Source organism: Haloarchaeobius lipolyticus, from assembly GCF_051208015.1.
GTDB lineage: Archaea > Halobacteriota > Halobacteria > Halobacteriales > Natrialbaceae > Haloarchaeobius.
Map to the genome: position 1 here is coordinate 364,053 of NZ_JBPKGF010000004.1, position 24,254 is coordinate 388,306.

Sequence of the window (24,254 nt, forward strand, 5' to 3'; positions counted from 1 at the left end):
ATGTCGTGGTTAACGATTAGAGTCTACCGTCGGCCACCGGTTCCCGATTACCGTCTGACTCTTCGGCGACGACACCACCGTTTCGTGTGAAAGGTGGGACAGGTTCCCCCCGCCGCCGGAGAGACGGCACGTCAGGCACGGTGCGAGCGGCTTCGTGACCTGTTTATACCTCCACACCGAACCACCGGCCATGGAATCGGAGACGCCCGACCAGACGCCGTCGAAACCGAAAGCGAGCGCCTGGCCCATGCTCATCGCGGTCGGCCTCGCCATCTCGGAGGTCGGTGTCGTGTTCGCCGTCCTCCCCGTCTCGGTGTTCGGACTGCTCCTGTTCTGCGGGAGCGTCGCGGGAATAGTCTCGGAGTCCGGCTACGTCGACGAGCCGTGGGGGCTGATGGTCGGCTTCGCGGCTGTCCTCGTCCTCGTCGGGGCCGGACTGTTCATCGGGTACGGTGGCACCATCGGCGGGGAGAGCCTCATCGGTGTCAGTGCTGGAACCACCGCTGGCGGCATCGCCTATCGGGGCGTCGCAATCGCCCTCGCGGGTGTCGTGACCCTCGCCGCATCGCTTTACGGCTGGTTCTACGCCGAGACCCAGCCCGGTGCCGCTCGCTGAGCGCCGGCACGAACCAACAACCTATTTGTCCGGCACTGCCAACTGCCGACCAAGATGGAACAAGAACGGAGCGTCTTCGACAAGGAGACCCTGCTCGACCTCACGGTGAACGTCATCCCGCTAGGCATCATGCTGTTCTTCTTCATCCTCTTCATCCCGTCCGTCTACGGCCCGTGGCCATGGGAGTCGACGTACTCGCTGCTCCAGATCGCGCTCATCGTCATCCCGTTCATCGGGCTCGCGGTCCTCACGTACTTCTCGGCGAAGGCCATCGAGGGCGACGCGATCAAGAGCGGTTCGAAGGGGCACGCAGACAGTCCCGAACGGCCGGCAGCGGGCGAGAAGGCGAGCGACGAGGACGAGCAGGTCGCCACCGCAGAGTAACGAGACCGACACCGTCTCTGTGTCACACACCGACGACGGATACGAACCTTTCTTTAGGGAGTAATCCCGAGCCACTCACATGGACCTCAGCGGACAGATAGTGCTGACAGGCCTCATGGCGCTGTTCCTCTTCGGCGTGTTCTTCTTCGTCACGCGTCTCGAGGACTGGCGTTCCTACACGCCACTGGCGGGTGGTGGCTCGGGTCTGGTCAGCCGTGAAACCGGGTACGGACACGCAGAGAAACCCGGCGGTCTCATTCGGTGGTTCACGACCGTCGACCACAAGGACATCGGCATTCTGTACGGCATCTACGGCGTCATCGCGTTCGCGTGGGGCGGACTCGCCGTCGTCATCATGCGCACCGAGCTCATGACACCTGCAGTCGACGTGACCTCGGCGCTCGCGAGCCCGATGGGCGTCGGCCAGGGTCAGCTGCTGTACAACTCCCTCCTGACGAGTCACGGCATCACGATGCTGTTCCTCTTCGGGACCCCCATCCTCGCGGCCTTCTCCAACTACCTCATCCCCCTCGTCATCGGCGCAGACGACATGGCGTTCCCGCGCATCAACGCCATCGCGTTCTGGCTGCTGCCGCCGGGTGCGGTGCTCATCTGGGCAGGCTTCTTCCTCGCCCCGTTCGTCGACGGCATCGCGCCGTCGATGACCTCGTGGACGATGTATCCGCCGCAGTCGACCACACAGACTGCGTCCGGAGGCGTCGCGCAGTCCATCTCCGCGCTCAACCCAGGGACGGACCTGATGCTCCTCGGCCTGCACCTCACGGGTGTCTCGGCCACCATGGGTGCCATCAACTTCATCGCGACCATCTTCGCAGAGCGCAGTGAGGACGTCGGCTGGGACAAGCTCGACATCTTCTCGTGGACCATCCTCACGCAGTCCGCGCTCATCCTGTTCTCGTTCCCGCTCCTGGGGAGCGCGATCGTCATGCTCCTCATGGACCGCAACCTGGCGACGACGTTCTTCACGACCGCAGGTGGCGGGACCATCCTCTTCCAGCACCTGTTCTGGTTCTTCGGCCACCCCGAGGTGTACATCCTCGTGCTGCCGCCGATGGGCATCGTCAGCTACGTCCTGCCCCGCTTCGCGGGCCGGAAGCTGTTCGGCTTCAAGTTCGTCGTCTACTCGACGCTCGCCATCGGCGTGCTGAGCTTCGGTGTCTGGGCGCACCACATGTTCGCCTCCGGCATCGACCCGCGCATCCGCGCCTCGTTTATGGCCGTCTCGCTCGCCATCGCGATTCCCTCGGCAGTGAAGACGTTCAACTGGATCACGACGATGTGGAACGGGAAGGTTCGCCTGACGACGCCGATGCTGTTCTGTATCGGCTTCATCTCGAACTTCATCATCGGCGGCGTCACCGGCGTCTTCCTCGCCGCGGTCCCCGTCGACTTCCTGCTCCACGACACCTACTACGTCGTCGGTCACTTCCACTACGTCATCATGGGTGCCATCGCGTTCGCGGTCTTCGCGGGCATCTACTACTGGTTCCCGCTCGTCACCGGGCGCATGTACCAGGTGTCCCTCGCGAAGGGCCACTTCTGGCTGACGATGGTCGGGACGAACCTGACCTTCTTCGCGATGATCCTGATGGGCTATGCCGGGATGCCGCGCCGGTACGCCGGCTACGCGGGAATCACGGTCGGCCCCATCGACATGATCACGCTGATGCACGTGCTGGCCTCGGTCGGTGCGTTCATGCTGCTCGTCGCGACCATCATCTGGCTGGTCAACATGGTCCAGTCCTACTACGAGGGCCCCCACGTCGACCACGACCCGTGGAACCTCGAGGCGGACGGACTCCCGTCGCGTGAGTGGACCTGGTTCGCCGACCGGCAGGAGACCGCACTCGCCGACGGCGGTGAGGAGCGCGAGGTCGCCACGGACGGCGGCCGCGACACCGACGAATAATCCGGACGAACTCTCTGTTCTTTCGCGGACGCATACCTTCCAGAAAGAGTTTGTCGCTTTACCCACACGTTCGTGACATGGCACGAACTCGCTGGCCTTATCACTGGACCATCGCGCACGTCGTCGCATCCTGTGTCGTCACGGCCGGCGCATTCCTGCCGTGGATCGCGATCGACACCGCAGCCGAGGCGGCTCCAGGGGTCGCGCCGTCGTCGATGGTTGCCCTCCGACAGAGCCTTCCGTTGCTTCTCATCCCCGTGTTTCCAGTTCTGCTCTGGGCGCGCAGCTTCGACGTTCCCTGGCTCGGCGCCGCTGGGGCCCGGATCTGTGCAGGCGGAGTCACCGTCGCAGCAGGGCTGTCGGTACTGGGTGAGTATCCGCCGGGCCAGTCACCGTTCTACGCGACGACCGGCGTCTACGTCACCATCGCGGGCGGGCTCGCGCTCGCGACTATCGCCGCACTCGAATCGACGGTGCGAGTCGATTCGGCCGGTGACCGGACGTCCGACGCTGAGAACGTTAGCTGAGGACGAGGACGAACCCGGTGATGAACATGAGGGTGACGATGGCACCGAGGACGAGACCGATGAGTTCCTTCTCGCTCATTACCCACCCTTCGGACCGGAGAAGGAAAGGCTAATCGTTGCGAGGTCCCGACTCTGGGACGTGAGCCAACGCTTCGGCGGACGGTTTGCGGGAGAGCGCATCGTCGGCACCATCTACGTCGCCGTCGTCCTCCTCTCGGGCATCTTCGGCGCGGCGGTCGGCGTCCTGTTACCGGCCGACGCGGGCCGCGACGTGAACACCGCGAGTATGGCGGGCTTCGAGTTCGCCATCACGCCCCTCAACTTCGCCATCTACGGCATGCTGATGGTCGGCGTGAGCCTCGGCGTCCTGCTGCTCGCGGTCAGGTTCGTCTCGCGGTACGACGACGAACGGCCGGACCGGTGAGGGTCGCCGGCTTCCGTTCTGGTTCGTCATCGTTTCGGTAGCACTACCGAGCGATGGGGAACGCTCCCCGCCGGAACGTTTCCACATATATCAGAAATTGCATCCTTTTTCCCGGTCGAGCGTGTGGCGACCCGTATGGCACTGTCACAGTACGTCGGGAAGGCGGTACCGAACGAGGGTGGAACTGTCGTCCACGTCACACCGCACAGCCACTGGCGTCCGGGGCAGGAACGGACGGAACCGTGTTCGAACTGCGGAACGGTCCTGACGCTCAGCGAGAAGCACGTCCTGGTCGAACTGGAGACTCCCGATACGGACGAGCGAGTGAGACGGTACTTCGAGAACGAACGCTGTCTTGGCGAGTGGCTGGAGGCCTGACGAGGACCTCCCGCGCTACTCGCCGCGGACTTTCGCGGCGATCTCGTCGACGATCTCCGGGTTGCGGAGCGTCGAGGTGTCTCCCAGCTCCTCGTCGTTCGCGATGTCCTCGAGGAGTCGGCGCATGATCTTGCCGGAGCGGGTCTTCGGCAGTTCGGGCGTGAAGATGACCTGCTCTGGCTTGGCGATGGGGCCGATGGCCTCGTCGACGCCGTCGATTATCTTTTGTCGGAGCTCGTCGTCGCCGTCGTAGCCGTCTTCGGTGATGACGTAGGCGTAGACGGCCTCTCCCTTCACCTCGTGGTCGCCGCCGACGACGGCGGCTTCCGCGACGCCCTCGACGCCGACGATGGCGGACTCGATCTCCATCGTGCCGAGGCGGTGGCCGGAGACGTTGATGACGTCGTCGACGCGCCCCAGCACCGTGATGTAGCCGTCGTCGTCTATCTTCGCACCGTCTTCCGGGAAGTAGACCCAGGTGTCGGAATCGGGGTCAGAGTACTCGGTCCAGTACTCCTCGATGAAGCGCTCGTCGTTGTTGTACAACGTACGGAGCATCCCCGGCCAGGGTTGGTCCACGGTGAGGTAGCCGGCGCGGCCGGGTTCGACCTCCTCGCCCTTGGCGTCGACGACCTTCGCGGAGATGCCGGGAAGTGGCGGACCTGCCGAACCGGGTTTCATGTCCTTGATGCCAGGGAGTGTGGTTATCATCATGCCGCCGGTCTCGGTCTGCCACCAGGTGTCGACGACGGGACACCGCTCGTCGCCGATGTGCTTGTGGTACCACTTCCAGGCCCGCGGGTTGATGGGTTCGCCGACGGTTCCGAGCAGCCGGAGACTGGAGAGGTCGTGCTTCTCGGGGTACTGCTTGCCCCACTTCATGAAGGCGCGAATCGCGGTCGGCGCGGTGTAGAACACGTCCACGTCGTAGCGGTCGACCAGTTCCCAGAGGCGGTCACGCTCCGGGTAGTCCGGCGTCCCCTCGTACATGAGTGTCGTCGTCCCGAGCGCGAGCGGGCCGTAGACGATGTAGGAGTGGCCGGTGATCCAGCCGATGTCCGCAGAACACCAGTAGGTGTCCTCCGGTTTGACGTCGAGGACGGCGTGGCTCGTCCAGGCGGCGTACGAGAGGTAGCCGCCCGTGGTGTGCTTTACGCCCTTCGGCTCGCCGGTCGTGCCGGAGGTGTACATCAGGAACAGCATGTCCTCCGCGCCGCGTTCGACCGGTTCGACCTCCTCGCCGTCGTGGTCGTCGACCAGCTCGCCGTAATCGTGTGCGTGGTCGCCGAGGAAGTGCTTCAGTTCGTCCCCGAGGCGGTCGACGACGACGGTCTCGACGTCGTGGTCGACGCCGCGCAGCCCCTTGTCCGCCTTCTCCTTGTGGTTGAGGGGGTCGCCACGTCGGTAGTAGCCGTCGCAGGTGACGAGGTACTCGGACTCGGCCGCGTTCATCCGGGTAGCCAGCGCGTCGGCCGAGAAGCCCGCGAAGACGACGGAGTGCGGTGCACCGATGCGCGCACACGCCAGCATCGCGATGGGCAGTTCGGGGACCATCGGCATGTACAGGGTGACAACGTCGTCTTCCTCGACGCCGAGGTCTCGCAGTGCCGCTGCGAACGCGTTCACCTCGCGGTAGAGGTCCTGGTAGGTGTAGGTCCGTCGCTCGCCCAGTTCTCCCTCCCAGCGGATGGCGGCCTGGTTCTTCCGACCGTCCTCGATGTGCCGGTCGATGCAGTTGTACGAGGCGTTCAGTGTCCCGTCCCCGAACCACTCGTAGAACGGCGCGTCCGAATCGTCGAGCACCTCGCTGTACGGCTGTTCCCAGTCGAGCATCTCGGCCGCACGTTCCCAGCACTCGGGCCAGTTCTCTTCGAACTCCTCGTAGATGGCCGGGTCGGAGACGTTCGCCTGTTCGACGAACGACTCGGCTGGCTCGAACGAGTCCTGCTCTTGGAGACGGGCCTCCAGCTCTACTTCGGGTGCATCGGTATCGTCGGCCATGGTACGTGGTGACCTTCACGGAAAAAGGAGATAAAAATTGCCCCGCGGCCGGAGAGCGGGGTGTCAGCGGCCGTATCCTTCGACTATCCCATCAGACGCCGAGGTACCGCCTCCGGGTCTCCTCGTCGGCTTCCAGTTCGCTCGACTCGCCTTCGAAGACGACCTCGCCCTGGTCGATGACGTAACACCGGTCCGCTATCCGCATCGCGGCGCGGGCATTCTGTTCGACGAGGAGGATGGTCTGGCCGTCGTCGCGGATGCGACGGATGGCGTCCTCGACCGACTGGATTATCTGCGGGGCGAGCCCCTCGTACGGTTCGTCGAGGAGTAACAGGTCGGTCGGCTGTCTGAGGGCCCTCGCGATGGCGAGCATCTGCTGTTCACCACCGGAGAGCGTTCCGGCGGTTTGCTCCTGTCGCTCCTCGAGTCGTGGGAAGTACTCGAAGACGGCGTCGAGCGAGAGTCCGGTACGCGTGCTCGCAGCGCTTCGGCCCCACCGGTTCGAGGGGTTCTGTGCGACTTCGGGTAGTTTGAGGTTCTCTGCGACGGTCAGCTCGGAGAACACGCGGCGTTCCTCGGGGACGAACGAGATTCCCCGGGCGGCGACGTCCTCCGGATAGTCGCCGGTGACGTCCGTGTCCCTGAACCGCACCGTTCCGCTCCGGACCTCCGGTGGTTCGGCACCGGCGATGGAGCGAAGCGTCGTCGTCTTCCCCGCCCCGTTGCGCCCCAGCAGGGCGCATATCTCTCCCTCCGAGACCTCCATCGAGACGTCACGCAGGATGTGACTCTGCCCGTAATGGGCGTTGACGTCTTCGAGTTCGAGCATCACTGTTCGACACCTCCGAGGTAGGCCTCCTGCACTGCCGGATTCTCCCTGATTTCGTCCGGTGTTCCTTCGGCGATGACCTCACCACGGTTGAGGACGATGATGCGGTCCGAAACCTCGAAGACGATCTCCATGTCGTGTTCCACGAGCAGGAACGTCAGGCCCCGTTCCCGCTTGACCCGTTCGATGAGCTGGACCGTCGCATCGGTCTCTTCCGGGGACATCCCCGCCGTCGGTTCGTCCATCAACAGCAGGTCGGGTTCCGCAGCGAGTGCGATACCGATCTCCAGCCGCCGTTTGTCACCGTAAGGCAGGTCCGACGCGCGTTGGTGTCGCTGTGCCCAGAGTCCGACCGACTGGAGCGTCTCGCGGGCGACCGTCTCGACCTCGTCGTACGAGTCCAGCCGCCGGAAGAAGTTGAACCGGAACGCGCCGTGTTCCGCCCCCAGTGCAGCGATACGGGCGTTGTCGACCACCGACAGCTCCGGGAAGATAGACGCCGTCTGGAACGACTTGCTCACGCCGCGCTGGACGACCTCGTGCGGGTCGAGCCCGAGGATGGACTCGCCCTTGAACCGGATGTCGCCGTCCGTCGGCTCGAGCCGCCTGGTCATCAGGTTGATGAGTGTCGACTTGCCGGCCCCGTTCGGGCCGATGAGGCTGACGCGTTCGTCCTCCTCGACCGAGATGGAGACGTCGTCTGTCGCGGTGACGCCGCCGAAGTGCTTGACGAGTCCGTCGGTTTCGAGTAGTGCCATCAGCGGTCACCTCCGTCGGCCGGAATCGGTGACGAGTCGTCGTCAGCGGACAGCCGGGCTCGGATGTCTTGCACGCCACCCCAGAGGCCGCGCGGGACGAGCCAGACGACCAGCACGAAGATGATACCGAGCAAGAGGTGCCAGCTGTCCCCGACGCTAGAGCTCAGGACGTTCGACATGTAGAGGTAGAGGCCGGCACCGAGGAACGCCCCGAACAACGTCCCGACCCCCCCGAGGATGCTCATGATGACGACTTCGCCACTGATGAGCCAGTAGAACATCGACGCGGAGGTCGAGCTGTTGTAGATGGTGAACAGCGCGCCGGCGACGCCGGCGAATGCACCGGATATGATGAATGCGACGAGCTTGTACCGCCAGACATTGAGCCCGACGAACTCGGCTCGCTGTTCGTTCTCCCGGATCGCCCGGAAGACGAGTCCATAGGGTGACTTCAGGATTCGGTAGGCGATTCCGACCGCGACCACGGTGAAGATGGCCACGAGGAGGTACAGCCAGCTCCCGACGAGCCCGAGCGGGGTAAGAATCGGGACCCCCGCCGAGAGCGGGATGACCCCGAGCAGGTTCCCCACGTCGAGCAACAGACCGTCCTCGCCACCCGTGATGGGTCCGAGTGGGCCGAAGATTGTGAAGTACAGCATCTGCCCGAACGCGAGCGTCAGGATGGAGAAGTAGATTCCGCCGCGCCGGAGCGAGAGGAACCCGAGCAGCCACGCGACGAGGATGCTCGCGAGCAGTCCCGCCGCCACGAGTACGAGGGGATAGTCGATGCCGCCGTACTCGATGAGCAGGCCAGCGACGATGCTTCCGGTGCCCCAGAAGGCCGCGTGACCGAACGACAACAGTCCGGTGTAGCCGTGGAGCAGGTCGAATCCCATCGTGAAGATGCCCCAGATGAGGATGAGCGTGGTGAGACCGTAGTACCCGTTCAGCAGGTCGCTGACGACCGGCGCACCCGCGAAGAGATAGGGGAAGACGAGGACGCCGACGAGGGTGAGCAAGAGCACCGCTCCCTCGTCCCCGACCATCGCCGAGAACTGCCCGTACAGTCCATCTGTCTGCTCTTCTGGCCGTGGTTCGACGGTGGCAGGTTCGTGTCCGCCGTCAGCACTGCCTCCCGTCATGCGGTGCTCACCTCGTCACCGAGGATTCCCTGCGGCCGCCACAGCAGGATGACGGCTGCCATCGCGTAGATGGCGACCTGCGCCCACGGTGCCGTGTTGTAGCCGCCGATGGAGAACTGGATGAAGAAGGACTGTATCAGTCCCAATGTGACTCCCCCGAGGACCGCCCCGCGGATACTGCCGACACCCCCGATGACGACGGTCACGAATGCCGGAACGAGGACGTCGGTCCCGGCGGTCGGATTGATGGGATTCAACGGCCCACCGACGACGCCGGCGACTCCCGCCAGCGCGGCACCGATACCGAAGACGATGACGTAAGGGCGGGTGATCCGGATGCCGAGCAGTCGGACCATCTCGGCGTCCTCGGTGCCGGCCCGGACGACCAGCCCGAAGTCAGTGTACTCGATGAGCAGGTAGACACCGAGGACGAGGACGGCGGTGATGCCGATGACGGCGATTCGCCACCAGGTCGTGGCGACGCCCTCGATGGGGACCGACCCCTGTATCGGCTGGGCGAACGTCTGGCTGCTGGAGCCGAACAGCAGGCGGAGCGCCTCCTGCACGACGATGGCAAGGCCGAACGTGACCAGTATCTGGTCCGTATCCGGTCTGTCGTAGAACGCCCTCGCCACGAACCGCTCCATCAGCAAGCCGATGAGGAAGACGACCACCACGACGGCGACCATCGCGGTGAGGAATCCAGCGCCGAGCCCGATGGTGCTGAGCCCCTGTTCGGAGAGGTACCCCTCCGAGAGCGTCAGGTTCCCGGCGACGTACAGCCCGAAGTACGCCCCGATGATGTAGAGTGCGCCATGGGCGAAGTTGACGAACTCTAATGTCCCGAGGATGATCGACAGCCCGACCGCCAGCAAGACGTAAATCGAGCCCTGTTGGAGGCCGTTCAACAGTATCGAAACGACGTCGGTTGCGAGACTCATGTACTACTCCAAATATTGTATGACATTTTCTAGCTGTGAGAGGTACCGAAACTACTCGTCTGGCGGTTCACTTGTACGGACCCAGGTCACACTCGCCGGCTGGACCTTCGTCGCAACCGTAGGTGACCTTGTCCGCGGGGGTGAGTTCGACGATCTCGTAGTAGTTTCCGGTCTCTATCTCACCTTCTGGTAGTCCGCGAACGACGGGGACCGCTCGCTGGGCCTGGTGGTCGCAGGCTCGCATCGTCTCCTTCCCCATACCGAGGTTGTCGTACGAGTGACCCTCCAGCTCCTTGATGACCTTCTCCGGGTGGAACGAGCCCACCCGTTCGACGGCCGCGGAGTACTGAAGCGTCTGCGCGTACGCTAGCTGGGCCGGGCCGGACGGTATCCGGCCATCGTACTCCTGCTTGAACGCCTCCGTGAACTGTTTCGACGGCTCGTTGTCGATAGCGGAGTCCCAGGCGACGGTGCCGAACACGCCCGAGATGGCCGAGCCCGCCGCCTTCGCCATCGGCCGGTTGTAGAGCGGGACGACGATGGTCATCTCGTCTTTCAACCCGGCGTCGACGGCCTGCGTGAGCGACTTCGCGAGGTCGAGCCCGTAGTGGTCGAGCATCAGTACGTCTGCGTCCGAGTTCGAGACCTTCGACAGGTACGAGGAGTAGTTCTTCGTCCCCAGCGGGGTCGCGACGGAGTCTATCTGACTCCAGTTCGCCTCCTCCGTCATGAACTGGCGCATCGACTCCTCGACGGACTTCCCCCAGGTGTAGTCCGCGTACAGCTGGTAGAACTTCTTGTCCTCGCCGTATTCGCTCTTGAGGACCGGTGCGAGTGCTGCCGCCGTATGGTACGCGTCGAACATCTCACGGAACCCGTACCGTACACAGTCGGACCCGGTCGTGTCGTTCGAGTGGGTCAGACAGGCCATGAACAGCACCTTCTGTTTCTGACACTCCGCCTGAACGTTGATCGCGACCGAGGAGGACGACCCGCCAGAGATCATGATGACGTTGTCGCGCTCGATGAGCTGGCGTGCGTTCTCCTTGGCTTTCGTCTTGTCCGTGGCAGTGTCGGCTTTTACCCAGTCGATCTTCTTGCCGGCGACACCGTCGCCGGAGAGGTCGTCGAACTGTGTGTCCACCCAACCGCCACCCTCGTTGAGGTGCTTGACTGCGAGTTTGTACGCACGGAGTTCGTCTTCACCCTCCGACCCGTACGGTCCCGAGAGCGGGACGTTGAAACCGTAGGTCGCTGTGTCCCCCTCTATCGGATAGTTCCCAATCTGTTCCTGGCTGCCACCGCTCGTCAGGCTCCCGGTACACCCTGCGAGTGCCGCCCCGATTCCGGTTGCGGTCGTCGCTTTCAGCAGGTCACGTCGGGAGTGCTGGTCATTTGGTGCCACGTCACAAGCTACCATGAAACAATCGGCAATAAGTTTTTCGAGGTTTAATTAAATCCGTATATTAACGCCAGAGCCGAACGAAAACTCGGTGCAGACACCGGGTTCGAACGGGTGGATAGATGTTACTGAAACCTGTAATTTCTGGTCTGAACATAGGATACCGAGGAAGACGGCGGTGGAGTGGACCCCGAGATGGACGACCACACCCGGGGGGACGAAGCGTCAGCGAACATGGGTGATAGTCGTCAGGGAACGAACTCGGTGACGGTCGCTCGCGCCCTTCAGGCCAGTCCGATCTGCTCGGAGTACGCCCCGTACTCCGACTCGAACACCTTCATGATCTCGCCCATCGTCGCGTACTCCTTGACCGCCTCGACGATGGCCGGCATGACGTTCGCGTCGGACTGGATGGCGTCACGCAGGTCGTCGAGACACGCCTGGACGGCGTCGTCGTCGCGCTCTTCTTTGACCTGGGCGAGCCGTTCGAGCTGCTTCTCCTGTGCGGCCTCGTCGACCTTGAGGATCTCCGGCTCCGTATCCTCGGAGATGGTGTACTTGTTGACGCCGACGACGATCTCCTCGTCGTCCTCGACCCGGCTCTGGTACTCGTAGGAGGCCTCCTGTATCTCGCGCAGGAAGTACCCCTGGTCGATGCCCTCGAGGACGCCGTCTCGCACAGAGCCATCGCCCATCTCCTTGATCTCCTCGATGTAGTCCATCGCCTGCCGTTCGACCTCGTCGGTGAGCGCTTCGATGGCGAAGCTCCCGCCGAGCGGGTCGACGATGTCGGCCGCCCCCGACTCCTCGGCGATTATCTGCTGAGTCCGCAGGGCGACGCGGACGGCCCGCTCGGAGGGTAGCGCGAGCGCTTCGTCGAAGCTGTTCGTGTGCAGGGACTGGGTCCCACCCATGACGCCGGCGAGGGCCTGGATGGTCACACGGACGACGTTGTTGAGCGGCTGCTGGGCCGTCAGGGACTGGCCGGCGGTCTGGGTGTGGAACTTCAACCGCTTCGACTCGGGCTTCTCTGCACCGTACCACTCCGACATCACGCGGGCGTAGATGCGCCGGGCCGCGCGGAACTTCGCGACCTCCTCGAAGATGGCGTTGTGGGAGTTGAAGAAGAACGAGAGCTGGGGGGCGAACTCGTCCACGTCGAGCCCGCGCTCTATCGCGTCCTCCACGTAGGCGAAGCCGTCGGCGAGGGTGAACGCCAGTTCCTGGACCGCCGTCGAGCCGGCTTCGCGGATGTGGTAGCCCGAGATAGAGATGGGGTGTATCTTCGGCGCCTCCTCCATCGCGAACTCGACCGTGTCGGTGACGACGTCCAGCGAAGGTTCGGGCGGGATGACCCACTCCTTCTGCGCGATGAACTCCTTCAGCATGTCGTTCTGCATCGTGCCGCTGAGCTCGTCGCGCGGGACGCCTCGCTGGTCGGCGAGCGCGACGTACATCGCGAAGATGACCGGGGCGGAGGGGTTGATGGTGAACGAGGTGGAGACCTCCGAGAGGTCGATGCCGTCGAACAGTATCTCCATGTCGCGCAGGGTGTCGACGGCGACGCCCTCCTTGCCGACCTCGCCGTCGGAGAGCGGGTCGTCGGAGTCCTTGCCCATCAGGCTGGGCATGTCGAACGCAGTCGAGAGGCCGGTCTGGCCCTCCTGGATGAGGTAGTGGAAGCGTTCGTTCGTCTCCTCCGCGGTCCCGAAGCCGGCGAACTGGCGCATGGTCCAGGTGCGACCGCGGTACATCGTCGGGTACGGGCCGCGCGTGAACGGCTCCTCCCCGGGGAAGCCAAGGTCGTCCTCGAAGTCGAGGTCGGCGATGTCGTCCGGGGTGTACAGGCGGTCGACCTCCATGTTCGACACCGTGGCGAAGCGGTCCTTTCGCTCACCGAAGCGGTCGAGCACGGGTTCTAGCGTCTCGTCCTCCCACTCCTCGCGAGACTTGCGGATGTCAGCGAGGTCGTCCTCATCGTACATACACGCAAATTCTGCCAGACAGGGCAAAAGCGTTCGGTTAACCCCGACCGTCCCTGGTGACGAATCCTCGCTGGTCCTCTTGCATGCCACCGCAGGAGTAAGGGTAATCCTCTTACACGAACTATTATGAATATTGCCGCGGACACGCGGCAGTGATACCCATGGCAGAGAAAGTTCACCAGAACCTCGCGATAATCGGACACGTCGACCACGGAAAGAGCACACTCGTCGGACGACTGTTGTTCGAGACAGGGAGCGTCCCGGAGCACATCATCGAGCAGTACAGAGAAGAGGCGGAGTCCCGCGGAAAAGGCGGCTGGGAGTTCGCCTACGTGATGGACAACCTCGCGGAGGAACGTGACCGCGGGCTGACCATCGACGTCGCCCACAAGCGCTTCGATACGGACAAACACTTCTTCACCATCGTCGACACCCCCGGTCACCGAGACTTCGTGAAGAACATGATCACGGGTGCGTCACAGGCCGACAACGCGGTCCTCGTCGTCGCCGCTGACGACGGTGTCGCACCGCAGACTCGCGAGCACGTCTTCCTCTCGCGCACGCTCGGCATCGCGGAACTCATCATCGCCGTGAACAAGATGGACCTCGTCGACTACGACGAGGCCCGCTACGACGAGGTGAAAGAGGACGTCATCAAGCTCCTGAAGCAGGTCAACTTCAAGTCCGACGACGCGACCTTCGTCCCCATCTCGGCGTTCGAGGGCGACAACATCTCCGCGCACTCCGAGCACATGCCCTGGTACGAGGGGAAGACGCTCCTGGAGGCCATCGACGACCTCCCGGCCCCCGAGAAGCCGACCGACGCGCCGCTTCGGCTCCCCATCCAGGACGTCTACACCATCTCCGGTATCGGAACGGTCCCCGTCGGCCGCGTCGAGACCGGCACGCTCGAACCCGGGATGAAGGTCACGTTCATGCCGTCGGGCGCATCGGGCGAGGTCACCTCCATCGAGATGCACCACGAGGAAGTGAAGCAGGCAGTCCCCGGCGACAACGTCGGCTTCAACGTCCGCGGCATCGGCAAGGACGACATCAAGCGCGGCGACGTCTGCGGACCCGCAGAGGAACCGCCGACCGTCGCCGAGACGTTCACCGCGCAGATAATCGTCATGCAACACCCCTCGGTCATCACGGCCGGCTACACCCCGGTGTTGCACACCCACACCGCACAGGTCGCGACCACCTTCGAGTCCATCGACAAGAAGATAGACGCGAAGACCGGCGAGGTCGTCGAAGAGAGCCCCGACTTCATCGAGGCCGGCGACGCCGCCATCGTGACCCTGCGTCCGCAGAAACCGCTCGTCGTCGAGAGCTCGTCCGAACTCCCTGAGCTCGGGAGCTTCGCGCTCCGCGACTCCGGCCAGACCATCGCCGCAGGGAAGGTTCTCGAGGTGACGCCGAAGCAGATCGGGAAGGACAAGGGGAAGAAGCCCGCCGCCTGAGCAGGGTTCTGCTCTCTTCGACGTGTTCGCTTCTCCGGGCTATCTCTCTTGGCTGGGGGTCCATCTATCAGCAGCCCCTCGCTACAGGTGAGGTAATTCCCCATGTCCCTCACAGACGCGCAGCAAGAGACGACGTTCGCTCGCCTCGAGAACGCGCTGGAGGAGTACGGTGAGGTGATGATCCGGACAGCGTCCGGTGAGGAAGGAGAGCTCCACCTCCATACCGTCGAGTTCGAGGACGAACCGTACATGAAGGTCGAAGCGGAGGACAAGACTCGCTGGGTGAACACCGAGTTCGTCGAGACGTTCTGGATACACGAAGATTACTGATTCCAGAACACCGACCGACACCCTGGAGCTGCTGTCCGTGTACCGCCCACGAATACATCATCTGGCACCCGTTCCCGGGCCCGGACCCGGCACCGGATTTCCGGGCTCATATCTGGCACCGATGTCCCGACCCCGGACCTGACAGCCGCACCCCTGTCCCACCACGTTCCGGTGTCACCCTTTTTGAGTGAAGACGCGGCAACCGTCGACGTGACCTGACAGCCGCCGCGAGTCGGTCAGCGGGTGCGTAGTGACCCGGCTCGCGTGGAACCGACAGCTACCTGCTCGCCAACTTCAGCAGCCGACAAGCCTCACTGCAGCCGCTTCGTCGTCTCGACCAGCGGATGCCGCGCGTAGTCGACCACCTGTACGTCCGACAGCGAGTGGAGTCCCTCGCGCTCGGCCGTCTTCGCCATCCCGAGCTCGATCGGGTCTGCGATGACGATGACGTAGGCGTCCATCTCCTCGACACCGATGCGGTCGGCCGCCATGACCCGGTGGTGACCGTCTGCGAGCAACAGCGTCCCGCCGTTGTCGATGACGACCAGCGGCTCGGCCAGCTTGCGCTCCAGCTCGTATCGTCGGCCCTCCAGCTCGTCCGCGTAAACCTTCTTCTGCGTCGGCGTGAGCGCATCGAGCGAGACCTTTCGCCGTTCTTGCGAGAGCGTGATGCCGTGGATGCTCTCGAGCGTCCGTCGCAGTTTCCCCACCTTCTCGGGGGTCGCGCGTTCTATCTGGCTCCGGATGACGTCAGCGTTGGAGATGATACCGACAAGGTTCCCGGCGTCGTCGACGACCGGAAGCTTCTGGATGCCCGACCGGAGGATGACGCGCGCCGCGTCTGTCACCTTCATGTCCGGGTGAGCCACGATGAGGTCCGTCGTCATCACCTTGAATATCGGCTCGTCGTCCTCGGCGAGCAGCAGGTCCCGGGCGCTGACGAACCCCTCGACGCGACGACGGTCACACACCGGGAATCCACTGTGCTCGTCGCTCTCGGCGATGCGCGTCGCGACCGCACCGACAGTCGCGTCAGGCGAGACGGTCACCACGTCCTGTGTCATGTAGTCCTTCACGAGTGGCTTCCCGTGGTCGCTCGGCTCGTCGTCCATATATCCACCAACTGGTCCAGATGGGAAAAGCCCTTCTGCGTCGTTCGTCCACGGCCGTCGTTCCCTCGTCGACTTCTACCGGTGGTGTGCGGCTATTCCCCTCGGCTCGGCCCGGTGTCAGAGCGGGCGGCCTCGTGGTCGATATTCCGACGGTGAGACAGCGACCCCGGCACGGAACGGATCGCGTCGAAGAACCGGTCCTCGATGACCTCCCGGATGGCCACGTCGCGGTCCTCCTCGGTCTCGAACTCGCCGAACGCCTGTGTGATCGGTATCTGTGCGCCGGCCATGTCTGCGTGACCACCTGCGCTTCCGATCTGGTCGAACGCCGAGCGGAGCGTCTCCCCCAGGTCGATGTCCGTTCCCTGTGCTCGCGCAGAGATGTAGACGACGTCGTCGATGAACCCGTAGACCAGCGTGGTCGTGATGCCGTCCATCGTCAGGAGCTTGTCCGCCGCCTGTGGGAGCGCGTCCCGGTCGTTGATGCGCCCGGCTCCCGTCACCAGCACGGACCCCCGGACCTCGCGGTTCCTGATGGCACGTGCGACTGTGTCGAACGTGTCGCCGCTGATGCTCGGTGACTCGATGCGTTCGAGTGTCGCCGTGTCGACGAACGGGAGCAGCATCGCCGCGGCCGAGAAGTCGAGGGTCGCGACCTCGCGACTGAAGTCCTGCGTGTCCACCTGGATACCGTACAGGAGCGCGGTCGCGACCGTCTCGTCGAACGGAACGCCGAGTCGGTCGTAGTGGTCCGTGAGCAGCGTACTCGTCGAGCCCACGTCGTACCGAAGGTCCTGATACCGGCCCTGGATGGGACCTCTCGGTGGGTGATGGTCGATCACGATGTCCACGTACAGCTCCTCTGGAAGCTGGTCGTTCACACCCGGTCTGGAGTGGTCGACGAGTGCGAAGCCGGCGAACTCACCGAGGTCCGAGCCCGGCTCCAGACTCTGTAACTCCAGGTCGAGCAGGTTGACCATCGCCCTGTTCTCCTGGTGTGAGATCTCGCCGTAGTAACAGGCGACCGCTGGTGTGCCGACCGCCTCCGCGAGCCGCGCCAGTGCGACTGCGCTCGCGATCGCGTCCGGGTCCGGGTTGTCGTGCATCACGACGGCGAGCTTGCCGTCGATGTCGTCGAGCACGCGCCGTAGTTCGAGCGAATGCTCGGCGCGCTCGTCCGCGACCCGGTCGACGATGGCGGAGGCGAGCGCATCCCGGGGGTCTATGAGTCTGTCCGCGAGGCCGGCGAGCGCCGACCGCTCCGATTCGCTCGCATCGATACCTGCGTAGACGACGAGCAACGCATCGGGATACCGCTCCCTGGCGGCCTCCGCAATCTCGAAGTTCGCGCGAGCGCCGTCACTCGCCACGATCACGACATCCGCGTCGTCGAGTTTCGCGAGGACCGACGGATCCCGGGGGTCCGCGTTGATCGCGTTAACACCCTCCTCTCTGAGGGCCTGGACGCGGCTCTCGCGGTCACAGACGACGCGTTGGAAGCCGTGCCAGTCGGCCATCCCCTCGACGAGACGCTGGCCGATAGCACCGCACCCGAGGACGACCCGGGAGACCATACCCGGCGTTGCCACTCCGGCGGGTAAAGTGTACCGACACCGTGCGAAAAGAAAGGAAGCCGTTACAGCAGTGCCGCGGCCGCCTCGATGGCGGAGTCGGACAGCGGACCGAAGACGGCGAACATCGCCGTCGTCACGACCGCTGCGAACACGACCGAGGCGTAGATGCCGACCGGTCGACCGGTGATCTCGAGCGGCTTCTTGCTCTCGGGTCGGTCGTCGACCCACAGCGCCTTCACGACCCGCGTGTAGTAGAACAGGCTCACGGCACTGTTGATGGCGCCGATCGCGGCGAGCCACCAGAACCCGCTGTCGATGGCGGCACCGAACAGCAGGTACTTGCTGAAGAAGCCACCGAACGGCGGCAGCCCAGCGAGCGAGAACATGAACACGGTCATCGCGACAGACGCGATGGGCGCCTGCCGGCCGAGTCCCGTGTAGTCCTCGAACGTCCGGCCGACGTCCCAGTACTCCGCGAGTGCGATGAACAGGAACGCGCCGGTGTTCATGAAGCCGTAGACGAACAGGTGCAGCATGCTGCCGGCCAGCACGAACTGCCCTGCTTCGATCTTGCCGCCGACGGCTGCGCCGCCACCGGAGAGCGCGGCCAGTCCGATGAGGACGTAGCCGGCGTGACCGACGGAGGAGTACGCGAGCATCCGCTTGACGTTGTTCTGCGTCGCCGCGGCGAAGTTGCCGAGCGTCATCGTGACGACGGCGAGGATCTGGAACAGCAGGACCCAGTCCGCACCGAGCACGACGAACTGGCCTCCCTCAGAGGAGACCTGCAGGAACGCCTCGGTGAACACGCGGAAGGCGATGACGAAGCCGGCCGCCTTCGAGGCCGAGGAGATGAACCCGCTTATCGGCGCGGGCGCGCCCTCGTAGGCCTCCGGTGCCCAGAAGTGGAACGGAACGGCGGCGACCTTGAAGCCGATACCGGCGATGGTCATCACGACGCCCATCCCGAGCAGCCCCGCGAAGTCGCTGGAGATGGCCGCCTGCACGTCCGAGAGCAGGAGCGAGCCGGTCGCAGCGTAGATGAGGCTGATACCGTAGGCGAACACGGCGCTCGACAGGGCGCCGATGAGGAAGTACTTCAGACCCGCCTCGACGCTGCCCTTGTTCTTCTTCAGGAACGCGACGAGCGCGTACGAGGGCAGGGAAGCGAGTTCGAGCGCGACGAAGATGGTGGCCAGCGAGTTGGCCATCGCCATCAGCGTCATCCCCGTCGCGGCCAGCATGACCAGCGAGTAGTACTCGGCCTGGTAGGCGTGGTCGCGCAGGTAGTTGTAGCTCGCGAGCGACACCATCGCCGTGACCGAGGCGACGATGACGGCGAGCAGCAGCGCCATCTGGTCGACGATGAGCGCGTCTCCGACCGGAATCGTCGGCGGCTCGCTCAGGTCACCGTACGTGGCCAGCAGGCCAACGGCGGCGACGAGCGAGACGAAGGAACCGGTGACGGAGATTCCCGCGAGCAGCCCGCGGTTGCGGGTGTCGGGGTTGACGCTGTCGACGAGCAGCAACAGCAGCGACGTCAGCGCCAGCACGATCGCCGGCGAGAGCCACTGGTAGTCGACGAGTGCCATCAGGCACCACCTCCGGAGATGAGATCAGCGACCGGACCAGACGCGTCGCGGATCATCTCGAAGAAGATGTCCGGCGCGGTGCCGAGCGCGATGATCATGACGAGCAGCACCGCGAGCGGTGCGACATCGTGGAGCGGTGCCTCACCGACCTCGTAGTCGGTGTCGAGGCGGAACTCCCCGAACAGGGTGCGCTGCATGGCGAACAGCAGGTAGCCAGCGACGACGACGATACCGAACATCCCGACTGCGGTGAACAGCACGTGGATGTCGCCGAAGTTGGCGCCCCACTTGGCCTGCATCGAACCGAGGAAGACGTAGAACTCGGCCGCGAAGCCGGACATGAGCGGGAGGCCCATGTAACCGAACGCGCCCGCGATGAATATCGCGACCGTGTACGGCATCTTGTCGGCCATCCCCGACATGTCCGTGACCATGCGCGTGTGCGTCGTGTTGTAGATGACGCCGACGGCCATGAACATCAGCCCCGAGATGAGGCCGTGGGAGATCATCTGGAACGTCGCGCCGCCGACGCCGTAGAGCGTGTAGGCGACGAGGCCCAGGATGACGTAGCCCATCGAGGAGACGGACGAGTAGGCGACGATGCGCTTGAGGTCGCTCTGTGCGAGCGCGAGCATCGCGCCGTAGATGATGGAGATGACGGCGAACGCCGCGATGATGGGCGCGTTCGCGTTCGCCACCTCGGGAAGCATCGTGAAGTTGAACCGGAGCAGTGCGTAGGTACCCATCTTCAGCAGGACGCCGGCCAGGAGCACCGACACCGGGGTCGGTGCTTCGACGTGAGCGTCAGGCAGCCAGGTGTGCACCGGGACGACCGGCACCTTCACCGCGAATCCGGCGAACATCGCGAAGAACGCGGCGGCCTTCAGGGCTCCAACGGAGAACCCGAAGGAGGTGTCCGCGGCCGGGTTCGCGCCGAGACTCGCTTCGGTGACCGCCGGCAGGCCGAACGAATCGACGCCGAGGCCGAAGACGAGTGCCGCGAAGCCGATGAACATCACCAGCGAGGCGACGTTCGTGTAGACGAACATCTTGATCGCCGCGTACTTGCGGCGGGGACCGCCCCAGACACCGATGAGGAAGTACATCGGCAGGAGGACGGCCTCCCAGAAGACGAACCAGACGAAGAAGTCGAGCGCCGTGAAGACGCCGAGCAGGCCCGCCTCGAGGAAGAGGACGAGACCGTAGAACTGCGACTGACGTTCGTCGATGGGCGTCCACGAGCTCACGAGTGCGAGCGTGGTGAGGACGCCGGTCAGGACGACGAGCGGCATGCTGATGCCGTCGACGCCGACGTACCACTGGATGTCGGGCAGCGGTCCGAGCGAGAGCCAGTTGACCTGACTCTCGAACGCGAGCACTCCATCGGAGAGGAGTGCGTTCTTCTCACCGTCGAAGTTGGCCCACATGTAGAGGCTACCGGCCAGCGGCAGCAGACTCCAGACTGTCGCGAGCTTCGGCGCGACCCGGTCGGAGCTGGCCATGACGACGAACGATCCGACCAACGTGACTGCGATGAGCGCTTCAATCGTTCCGTTTATCATTTAGAACCACCCCCCTGTTATGCCGACGATGACCAGGAGGACCACGAGACCCAGCGAGAGGAGGGCCGCGTAGTTCGTCACCACGCCAGTCTGGACGCGCTTGATGCGCGAGCTACCGAGCAGACTGACGCTGGATGCGCCGTTGACGACGCCGTCGACGACGCCCTGGTCGAACTTGTCGGCGACCTTCGCCAGGGGCAGGGTGAGACCCGTCGCGAGCCACACCTGGTACTCGTCCTGGTAGTAGTTGTTGTACCAGAGTGTCTTCACGGAGCCGAGCTTGTCCGTGTGCTCCTCGGGGTCGGCACCAGCGTACAGCGCGTACGCCAGTCCGACTCCCGTGAGCGCGAGTCCGAGCGACGCTGCTGCGGCAACGAGCGTCGGGAACTCGGCCGCTTTGAAGTGTGCGAACTCGTGGAGGAGACTCTTCTCGCCACCGGTGTAGTGGTGGGCGGCGAGCGCGTGGAACGGCTCGGCCGCCTTCTCACCCTTGTCCAGGTAGTGGTGAAGCTCCTCGATACCGAGGGGGACGGCGTTGACGAAGCCGGACACGGTCGCCAGCACGCCGAGGACGACGAGCGGGACCTTCACGTTCCAGCGGACGCCGTGCGGGTTACGAGCCGTGTCGGACCGGGGCTCCCCGTGGAAGGTCAGGAAGACCATCCGGAAGGTGTAGAACCCGGTGAACAGCACGGCGAGCATGCCCATGCCGTAGGCGACGAGGAGCAGCGTTCCCGCCATCCCCTCGGTTCCGAGACCGTGCAGCAGGGTCTCGTACAGTGCCTCGTCCTTCGACCAGAAGCCGGCGAACGGGAAGATGCCCGCGAGCGCCAGCGAGCCGGCGAGGAACGTGGCGTAGGTCACGGGCATCTTGTCCTTCAGTCCGCCCATGTCCCACATGTTCTCGTTGTGGTGCATCGCGATGATGACCGACCCTGCACCGAGGAACAGCAGCGCCTTGAAGAAGGCGTGGGTCATCAGGTGGAAGGTCGCCGCGACGTAGCCACCGCCACCCAGTGCGAGCATCATGTACCCGTACTGCGAGATGGTGGAGTACGCGAGGACCTGCTTGATCTCCTTCTTGACGACGCCCATCGTGGCGGCGAACAGCGCGGTGAAGCCACCGACGAGTGCGATGACCGCGAGCACCGTCGGGAGCAGCGCGTAGAAGCCGTACATCCGAGCGACGAGGTACACACCGGCTGCGACCATCGTCGCCGCGTGGATGAGTGCGGAGACGGGCGTCGGGCCCTCCATCGCGTCCGGCAGCCAGGTGTGGAACGGGAACTGCGCAGACTTACCCATGACGCCGCCGAGGACGAGGAGCCCGAGGATCGGGAACCACGCTTCGGGGCCCATGCCGAGGAAGGTGTTCACGTGCGCGCCACCCTCGGCGAGCGCGTGCTCGGCGAGGACGGGGAACGACTCCTGCTCCTCCGTGCTGACGAACAGGCCGGTCCCGAACGTCGCGATGATGCCGACCACGCCGATGAGGAAGAAGTAGTCCCCGAAACGGGTGACGAGGAACGCCTTCTTCGCGGCCGACGGCGGGCCGTCCTGGCGGAACCAGAAGCCGATGAGCAGGTACGAACACAGACCGACCAGCTCGAAGAACATGAACGCCATGAGGATGTTGTCCGCCATGACGAACGCGAGCATCGAGAAGGTGAACAGCCCGAGTTCGGCGTAGTAGCGCGGCAGGCCGGTCTCGCCCTCGTCGTTCATGTACCCCATGCTGAAGATGTGCACGAGGAACGCGATGAGCGAGACGATGACGAGCATCATCGCCGACAGCGGGTCGATGAGGACGCCGAAGTGGAGCGGAATCTCCTCGGCGCCGCTCCAGACGAACAGCTCGTGGTGGTACGCCTTCCCGCCGTACACCGTCAGCATGGCGAACAGCGAGAGGACGAGCGAGCCACCGGTGGCGGCGATGCCACCGAGTGCCCCACCCTTGGGCATGTACTTCCCGACCGCGAGCGCGACCAGGAACGAGGCGAACGGAAGCGCCGCGATTGCGGGCGCGAGTTCGAATGCGAGTTCTCCTGCCATCGTTACCACCTCATCGTCGTGGCGTCAGCCACGTCTACGTCTTCGAAGTTACGGTACAGTACGAGGATGATGCCGATACCGATGGCCACCTCGGCCGCCGCCAGCGCCATCGTGAACAGCGCGAACGTCTGGCCGGTCAGGTTGCCGTGGTACTGGCTGAACGCGACGAGGTTGATGTTCGCCGCGTTGAGCATCAGCTCGACCGACATCAGGAACATCAGCGCGTTCCGACGGGTGAGGATGCCGAACAGGCCGGTACAGAAGACGCCGGCCGAGAGTATCAGATAGTACGTGTTGTCGATCGCCATCAGTTGTCACCTCCGTCGGATCCGGCCCGGCGAGATTCAGCTGCCGCGGAACCGCCGTCGGTCGCGACCGCCGGACCACTGGACGACTCGTCGTCGCTCCCGCCGATACCGAGCGCACCGACGACCTCGCCGCCGACGTCACGACGGGCGAGCATCACGGCACCGACGAGTGCTGCGACGAGCACCAGATCGATGATCTCGAACGCGACGAGGAACGACTCACCGGGCACGGTCGGCTCTGCGCTCGAGCCGAGACCGAACAGGTGGTACCCGATGTCGTCCGTCACGCCACCGGAGGCGCCGGTCGCACGCGCGTAGACCTTCCCGTTCTGCGTGAACACCGATGCGTTCACGTTCTCCGGGGAGTCGTCCGAGAGTTTGACCTTCTTGACCTCCTTGGTCGTCTTGTTTCCGTCAGCGTTCGTCGTCTGTTCCTTGACGACGGCGAACGTCTGGTTGTTCTGTGCTTCGACGACGGCGAACTTGCCGGAGTCGGTCTGCTCGGTCGCGATGTCGTCGGCGGAGCCGAGTTCGACCGTCGCATCACCGAATCCCGCGTTGTCGCCCGCGATGGGTGCGCTCACGAAGGTGAACGCCATCACGGCGAACAGCAGCACTGCGACGATTCCGGGGGCGAGGTGCCCACCGAGGCGCAGCTTCGGTTTCGTCGTCATGTCTCTACCACCTCTGTTTCGCCTTCCTGGCGCACGAGCATCACGGCGAACGTGATGAGGATGAGGACCCCGCCCACGTAGACGAGTATCTGCATCGCTGCGAGGAACTCTGCATCTCGCATCACGTAGTGCACCGCGAAGCTCAGTAGCGCGACGCCGAGGAGGAGTGCGGAGTGCCACACGTCCTCCACGAGAACGACGCCGATGCTACTCGCCATCGTGACGATGGCGAAGAGCGCGAAGGCGACGAGTTCTGCGGTTACCATTTTC

At 64.3% G+C, this 24,254-nt stretch carries 23 protein-coding genes; 8 read left to right on the forward strand and 15 right to left on the reverse strand.

Translation table 11 applies throughout. The annotated features are described in order from the left end of the window. Window positions 1–190 precede the first annotated feature (190 nt). The 6 genes from ACSC1Y_RS14205 to ACSC1Y_RS14230 all read left to right on the forward strand — a co-directional run bounded on the left by ACSC1Y_RS14205 (window position 191) and on the right by ACSC1Y_RS14230 (window position 4,259). On the forward strand, window positions 191–616 hold the full coding sequence (locus tag ACSC1Y_RS14205) for a DUF7541 family protein (RefSeq protein WP_435335577.1): 426 nt from the start codon (window positions 191–193) through the stop codon (window positions 614–616). Between the two features lie 54 nt (window positions 617–670). Further along, complete coding sequence (locus tag ACSC1Y_RS14210; RefSeq protein ID WP_435335578.1) at window positions 671–1,000, forward strand: DUF6684 family protein; 330 nt, start codon at window positions 671–673, stop codon at window positions 998–1,000. A gap of 79 nt (window positions 1,001–1,079) precedes the next feature. Continuing rightward, the gene (locus ACSC1Y_RS14215) at window positions 1,080–2,930 is read left to right on the forward strand and encodes a cbb3-type cytochrome c oxidase subunit I (protein WP_435335579.1); all 1,851 of its coding nucleotides are present in this window, start codon (window positions 1,080–1,082) and stop codon (window positions 2,928–2,930) included. Between the two features lie 77 nt (window positions 2,931–3,007). Continuing rightward, entirely contained in the window at window positions 3,008–3,457 is a 450-nt protein-coding gene (locus ACSC1Y_RS14220; RefSeq protein WP_435335580.1) for a hypothetical protein, read from the forward strand. A gap of 139 nt (window positions 3,458–3,596) precedes the next feature. Next, complete coding sequence (locus ACSC1Y_RS14225) at window positions 3,597–3,881, forward strand: DUF7520 family protein (protein ID WP_435335581.1); 285 nt, start codon at window positions 3,597–3,599, stop codon at window positions 3,879–3,881. 135 nt (window positions 3,882–4,016) lie between these two features. Beyond that, window positions 4,017–4,259, forward strand: a complete 243-nt coding sequence (locus ACSC1Y_RS14230; RefSeq protein ID WP_435335582.1) for a hypothetical protein — start codon at window positions 4,017–4,019, stop codon at window positions 4,257–4,259. A gap of 15 nt (window positions 4,260–4,274) precedes the next feature. On the opposite strand, the gene acs is transcribed toward ACSC1Y_RS14230, so the two are convergent. The 7 genes from acs to ACSC1Y_RS14265 all read right to left on the reverse strand — a co-directional run bounded on the left by acs (window position 4,275) and on the right by ACSC1Y_RS14265 (window position 13,317). Then, the gene (gene acs / locus ACSC1Y_RS14235) at window positions 4,275–6,260 is read right to left on the reverse strand and encodes an acetate--CoA ligase (RefSeq protein ID WP_435335583.1); all 1,986 of its coding nucleotides are present in this window, start codon (window positions 6,258–6,260) and stop codon (window positions 4,275–4,277) included. A 91-nt stretch (window positions 6,261–6,351) separates the two neighbouring features. Further along, entirely contained in the window at window positions 6,352–7,089 is a 738-nt protein-coding gene (locus tag ACSC1Y_RS14240; protein WP_435335791.1) for an ABC transporter ATP-binding protein, read from the reverse strand. Continuing rightward, window positions 7,089–7,847 (reverse strand): ABC transporter ATP-binding protein, encoded by a 759-nt coding sequence (locus tag ACSC1Y_RS14245; protein ID WP_435335584.1) that lies wholly within the window; start codon window positions 7,845–7,847, stop codon window positions 7,089–7,091. The genes ACSC1Y_RS14240 and ACSC1Y_RS14245 overlap by 1 nt, the downstream gene beginning before the upstream one ends. After that, the gene (locus ACSC1Y_RS14250) at window positions 7,847–8,989 is read right to left on the reverse strand and encodes a branched-chain amino acid ABC transporter permease (RefSeq protein WP_435335585.1); all 1,143 of its coding nucleotides are present in this window, start codon (window positions 8,987–8,989) and stop codon (window positions 7,847–7,849) included. The genes ACSC1Y_RS14245 and ACSC1Y_RS14250 overlap by 1 nt, the downstream gene beginning before the upstream one ends. Then, the gene (locus ACSC1Y_RS14255) at window positions 8,986–9,930 is read right to left on the reverse strand and encodes a branched-chain amino acid ABC transporter permease (RefSeq protein WP_435335586.1); all 945 of its coding nucleotides are present in this window, start codon (window positions 9,928–9,930) and stop codon (window positions 8,986–8,988) included. The genes ACSC1Y_RS14250 and ACSC1Y_RS14255 overlap by 4 nt, the downstream gene beginning before the upstream one ends. 67 nt (window positions 9,931–9,997) lie before the next feature. After that, window positions 9,998–11,215 (reverse strand): substrate-binding protein, encoded by a 1,218-nt coding sequence (locus tag ACSC1Y_RS14260; protein ID WP_435335792.1) that lies wholly within the window; start codon window positions 11,213–11,215, stop codon window positions 9,998–10,000. Window positions 11,216–11,616: 401 nt separating this feature from the next. Then, window positions 11,617–13,317: a methylmalonyl-CoA mutase family protein gene (locus ACSC1Y_RS14265; protein WP_435335587.1), complete on the reverse strand. Its 1,701-nt coding sequence runs from the start codon at window positions 13,315–13,317 to the stop codon at window positions 11,617–11,619. A gap of 161 nt (window positions 13,318–13,478) precedes the next feature. Here ACSC1Y_RS14265 and tuf point away from each other — a divergent pair, with 161 nt between their 5' ends. Next, on the forward strand, window positions 13,479–14,780 hold the full coding sequence (gene tuf, locus ACSC1Y_RS14270; RefSeq protein WP_435335588.1) for a translation elongation factor EF-1 subunit alpha: 1,302 nt from the start codon (window positions 13,479–13,481) through the stop codon (window positions 14,778–14,780). 102 nt (window positions 14,781–14,882) lie between these two features. Then, window positions 14,883–15,110, forward strand: a complete 228-nt coding sequence (locus ACSC1Y_RS14275) for a hypothetical protein (RefSeq protein WP_435335589.1) — start codon at window positions 14,883–14,885, stop codon at window positions 15,108–15,110. A gap of 311 nt (window positions 15,111–15,421) precedes the next feature. Here ACSC1Y_RS14275 and ACSC1Y_RS14280 read toward each other — a convergent pair whose 3' ends face one another. From ACSC1Y_RS14280 to ACSC1Y_RS14315, 8 genes are all read right to left on the reverse strand, one after another. Beyond that, window positions 15,422–16,222 (reverse strand): CBS domain-containing protein, encoded by an 801-nt coding sequence (locus ACSC1Y_RS14280; RefSeq protein ID WP_435335590.1) that lies wholly within the window; start codon window positions 16,220–16,222, stop codon window positions 15,422–15,424. A 92-nt stretch (window positions 16,223–16,314) separates the two neighbouring features. Further along, window positions 16,315–17,796, reverse strand: a complete 1,482-nt coding sequence (locus ACSC1Y_RS14285) for a DHH family phosphoesterase (RefSeq protein WP_435335591.1) — start codon at window positions 17,794–17,796, stop codon at window positions 16,315–16,317. Between the two features lie 62 nt (window positions 17,797–17,858). After that, window positions 17,859–19,388, reverse strand: a complete 1,530-nt coding sequence (locus tag ACSC1Y_RS14290; protein ID WP_435335592.1) for an NADH-quinone oxidoreductase subunit N — start codon at window positions 19,386–19,388, stop codon at window positions 17,859–17,861. Then, entirely contained in the window at window positions 19,388–20,950 is a 1,563-nt protein-coding gene (locus ACSC1Y_RS14295) for a complex I subunit 4 family protein (protein WP_435335593.1), read from the reverse strand. Before ACSC1Y_RS14295 ends, ACSC1Y_RS14290 begins: the two co-directional genes overlap by 1 nt. After that, complete coding sequence (nuoL, locus tag ACSC1Y_RS14300; protein WP_435335594.1) at window positions 20,951–23,002, reverse strand: NADH-quinone oxidoreductase subunit L; 2,052 nt, start codon at window positions 23,000–23,002, stop codon at window positions 20,951–20,953. A gap of 2 nt (window positions 23,003–23,004) precedes the next feature. Next, window positions 23,005–23,310 carry an NADH-quinone oxidoreductase subunit NuoK gene (gene nuoK, locus ACSC1Y_RS14305; protein WP_435335595.1) on the reverse strand — a complete coding sequence of 102 codons (306 nt, stop codon included), beginning with the start codon at window positions 23,308–23,310 and terminating at the stop codon, window positions 23,005–23,007. Further along, on the reverse strand, window positions 23,310–23,984 hold the full coding sequence (locus ACSC1Y_RS14310) for a hypothetical protein (RefSeq protein WP_435335596.1): 675 nt from the start codon (window positions 23,982–23,984) through the stop codon (window positions 23,310–23,312). Before ACSC1Y_RS14310 ends, nuoK begins: the two co-directional genes overlap by 1 nt. Then, window positions 23,981–24,250 (reverse strand): NADH-quinone oxidoreductase subunit J, encoded by a 270-nt coding sequence (locus ACSC1Y_RS14315; protein ID WP_435335597.1) that lies wholly within the window; start codon window positions 24,248–24,250, stop codon window positions 23,981–23,983. Before ACSC1Y_RS14315 ends, ACSC1Y_RS14310 begins: the two co-directional genes overlap by 4 nt. Window positions 24,251–24,254: the final 4 nt, after the last annotated feature.

Bases quoted from the DNA above. Each gene is read 5' to 3' on its own strand.
- ACSC1Y_RS14205 (WP_435335577.1), top strand. From the start codon at position 191: ATGGAATCGGAGACGCCCGACCAGACGCCGTCGAAACCGAAAGCGAGC.
- ACSC1Y_RS14210 (WP_435335578.1), top strand. From the start codon at position 671: ATGGAACAAGAACGGAGCGTCTTCGACAAGGAGACCCTGCTCGACCTC.
- ACSC1Y_RS14215 (WP_435335579.1), top strand. From the start codon at position 1,080: ATGGACCTCAGCGGACAGATAGTGCTGACAGGCCTCATGGCGCTGTTC.
- ACSC1Y_RS14220 (WP_435335580.1), top strand. From the start codon at position 3,008: ATGGCACGAACTCGCTGGCCTTATCACTGGACCATCGCGCACGTCGTC.
- ACSC1Y_RS14230 (WP_435335582.1), top strand. From the start codon at position 4,017: ATGGCACTGTCACAGTACGTCGGGAAGGCGGTACCGAACGAGGGTGGA.
- acs (WP_435335583.1), bottom strand. From the start codon at position 6,260: ATGGCCGACGATACCGATGCACCCGAAGTAGAGCTGGAGGCCCGTCTC.
- ACSC1Y_RS14240 (WP_435335791.1), bottom strand. From the start codon at position 7,089: ATGCTCGAACTCGAAGACGTCAACGCCCATTACGGGCAGAGTCACATC.
- ACSC1Y_RS14245 (WP_435335584.1), bottom strand. From the start codon at position 7,847: ATGGCACTACTCGAAACCGACGGACTCGTCAAGCACTTCGGCGGCGTC.
- ACSC1Y_RS14250 (WP_435335585.1), bottom strand. From the start codon at position 8,989: ATGACGGGAGGCAGTGCTGACGGCGGACACGAACCTGCCACCGTCGAA.
- ACSC1Y_RS14255 (WP_435335586.1), bottom strand. From the start codon at position 9,930: ATGAGTCTCGCAACCGACGTCGTTTCGATACTGTTGAACGGCCTCCAA.
- ACSC1Y_RS14265 (WP_435335587.1), bottom strand. From the start codon at position 13,317: ATGTACGATGAGGACGACCTCGCTGACATCCGCAAGTCTCGCGAGGAG.
- tuf (WP_435335588.1), top strand. From the start codon at position 13,479: ATGGCAGAGAAAGTTCACCAGAACCTCGCGATAATCGGACACGTCGAC.
- ACSC1Y_RS14275 (WP_435335589.1), top strand. From the start codon at position 14,883: ATGTCCCTCACAGACGCGCAGCAAGAGACGACGTTCGCTCGCCTCGAG.
- ACSC1Y_RS14280 (WP_435335590.1), bottom strand. From the start codon at position 16,222: ATGGACGACGAGCCGAGCGACCACGGGAAGCCACTCGTGAAGGACTAC.
- ACSC1Y_RS14285 (WP_435335591.1), bottom strand. From the start codon at position 17,796: ATGGTCTCCCGGGTCGTCCTCGGGTGCGGTGCTATCGGCCAGCGTCTC.
- ACSC1Y_RS14290 (WP_435335592.1), bottom strand. From the start codon at position 19,388: ATGGCACTCGTCGACTACCAGTGGCTCTCGCCGGCGATCGTGCTGGCG.
- ACSC1Y_RS14295 (WP_435335593.1), bottom strand. From the start codon at position 20,950: ATGATAAACGGAACGATTGAAGCGCTCATCGCAGTCACGTTGGTCGGA.
- nuoL (WP_435335594.1), bottom strand. From the start codon at position 23,002: ATGGCAGGAGAACTCGCATTCGAACTCGCGCCCGCAATCGCGGCGCTT.
- nuoK (WP_435335595.1), bottom strand. From the start codon at position 23,310: ATGGCGATCGACAACACGTACTATCTGATACTCTCGGCCGGCGTCTTC.
- ACSC1Y_RS14310 (WP_435335596.1), bottom strand. From the start codon at position 23,984: ATGACGACGAAACCGAAGCTGCGCCTCGGTGGGCACCTCGCCCCCGGA.
- ACSC1Y_RS14315 (WP_435335597.1), bottom strand. From the start codon at position 24,250: ATGGTAACCGCAGAACTCGTCGCCTTCGCGCTCTTCGCCATCGTCACG.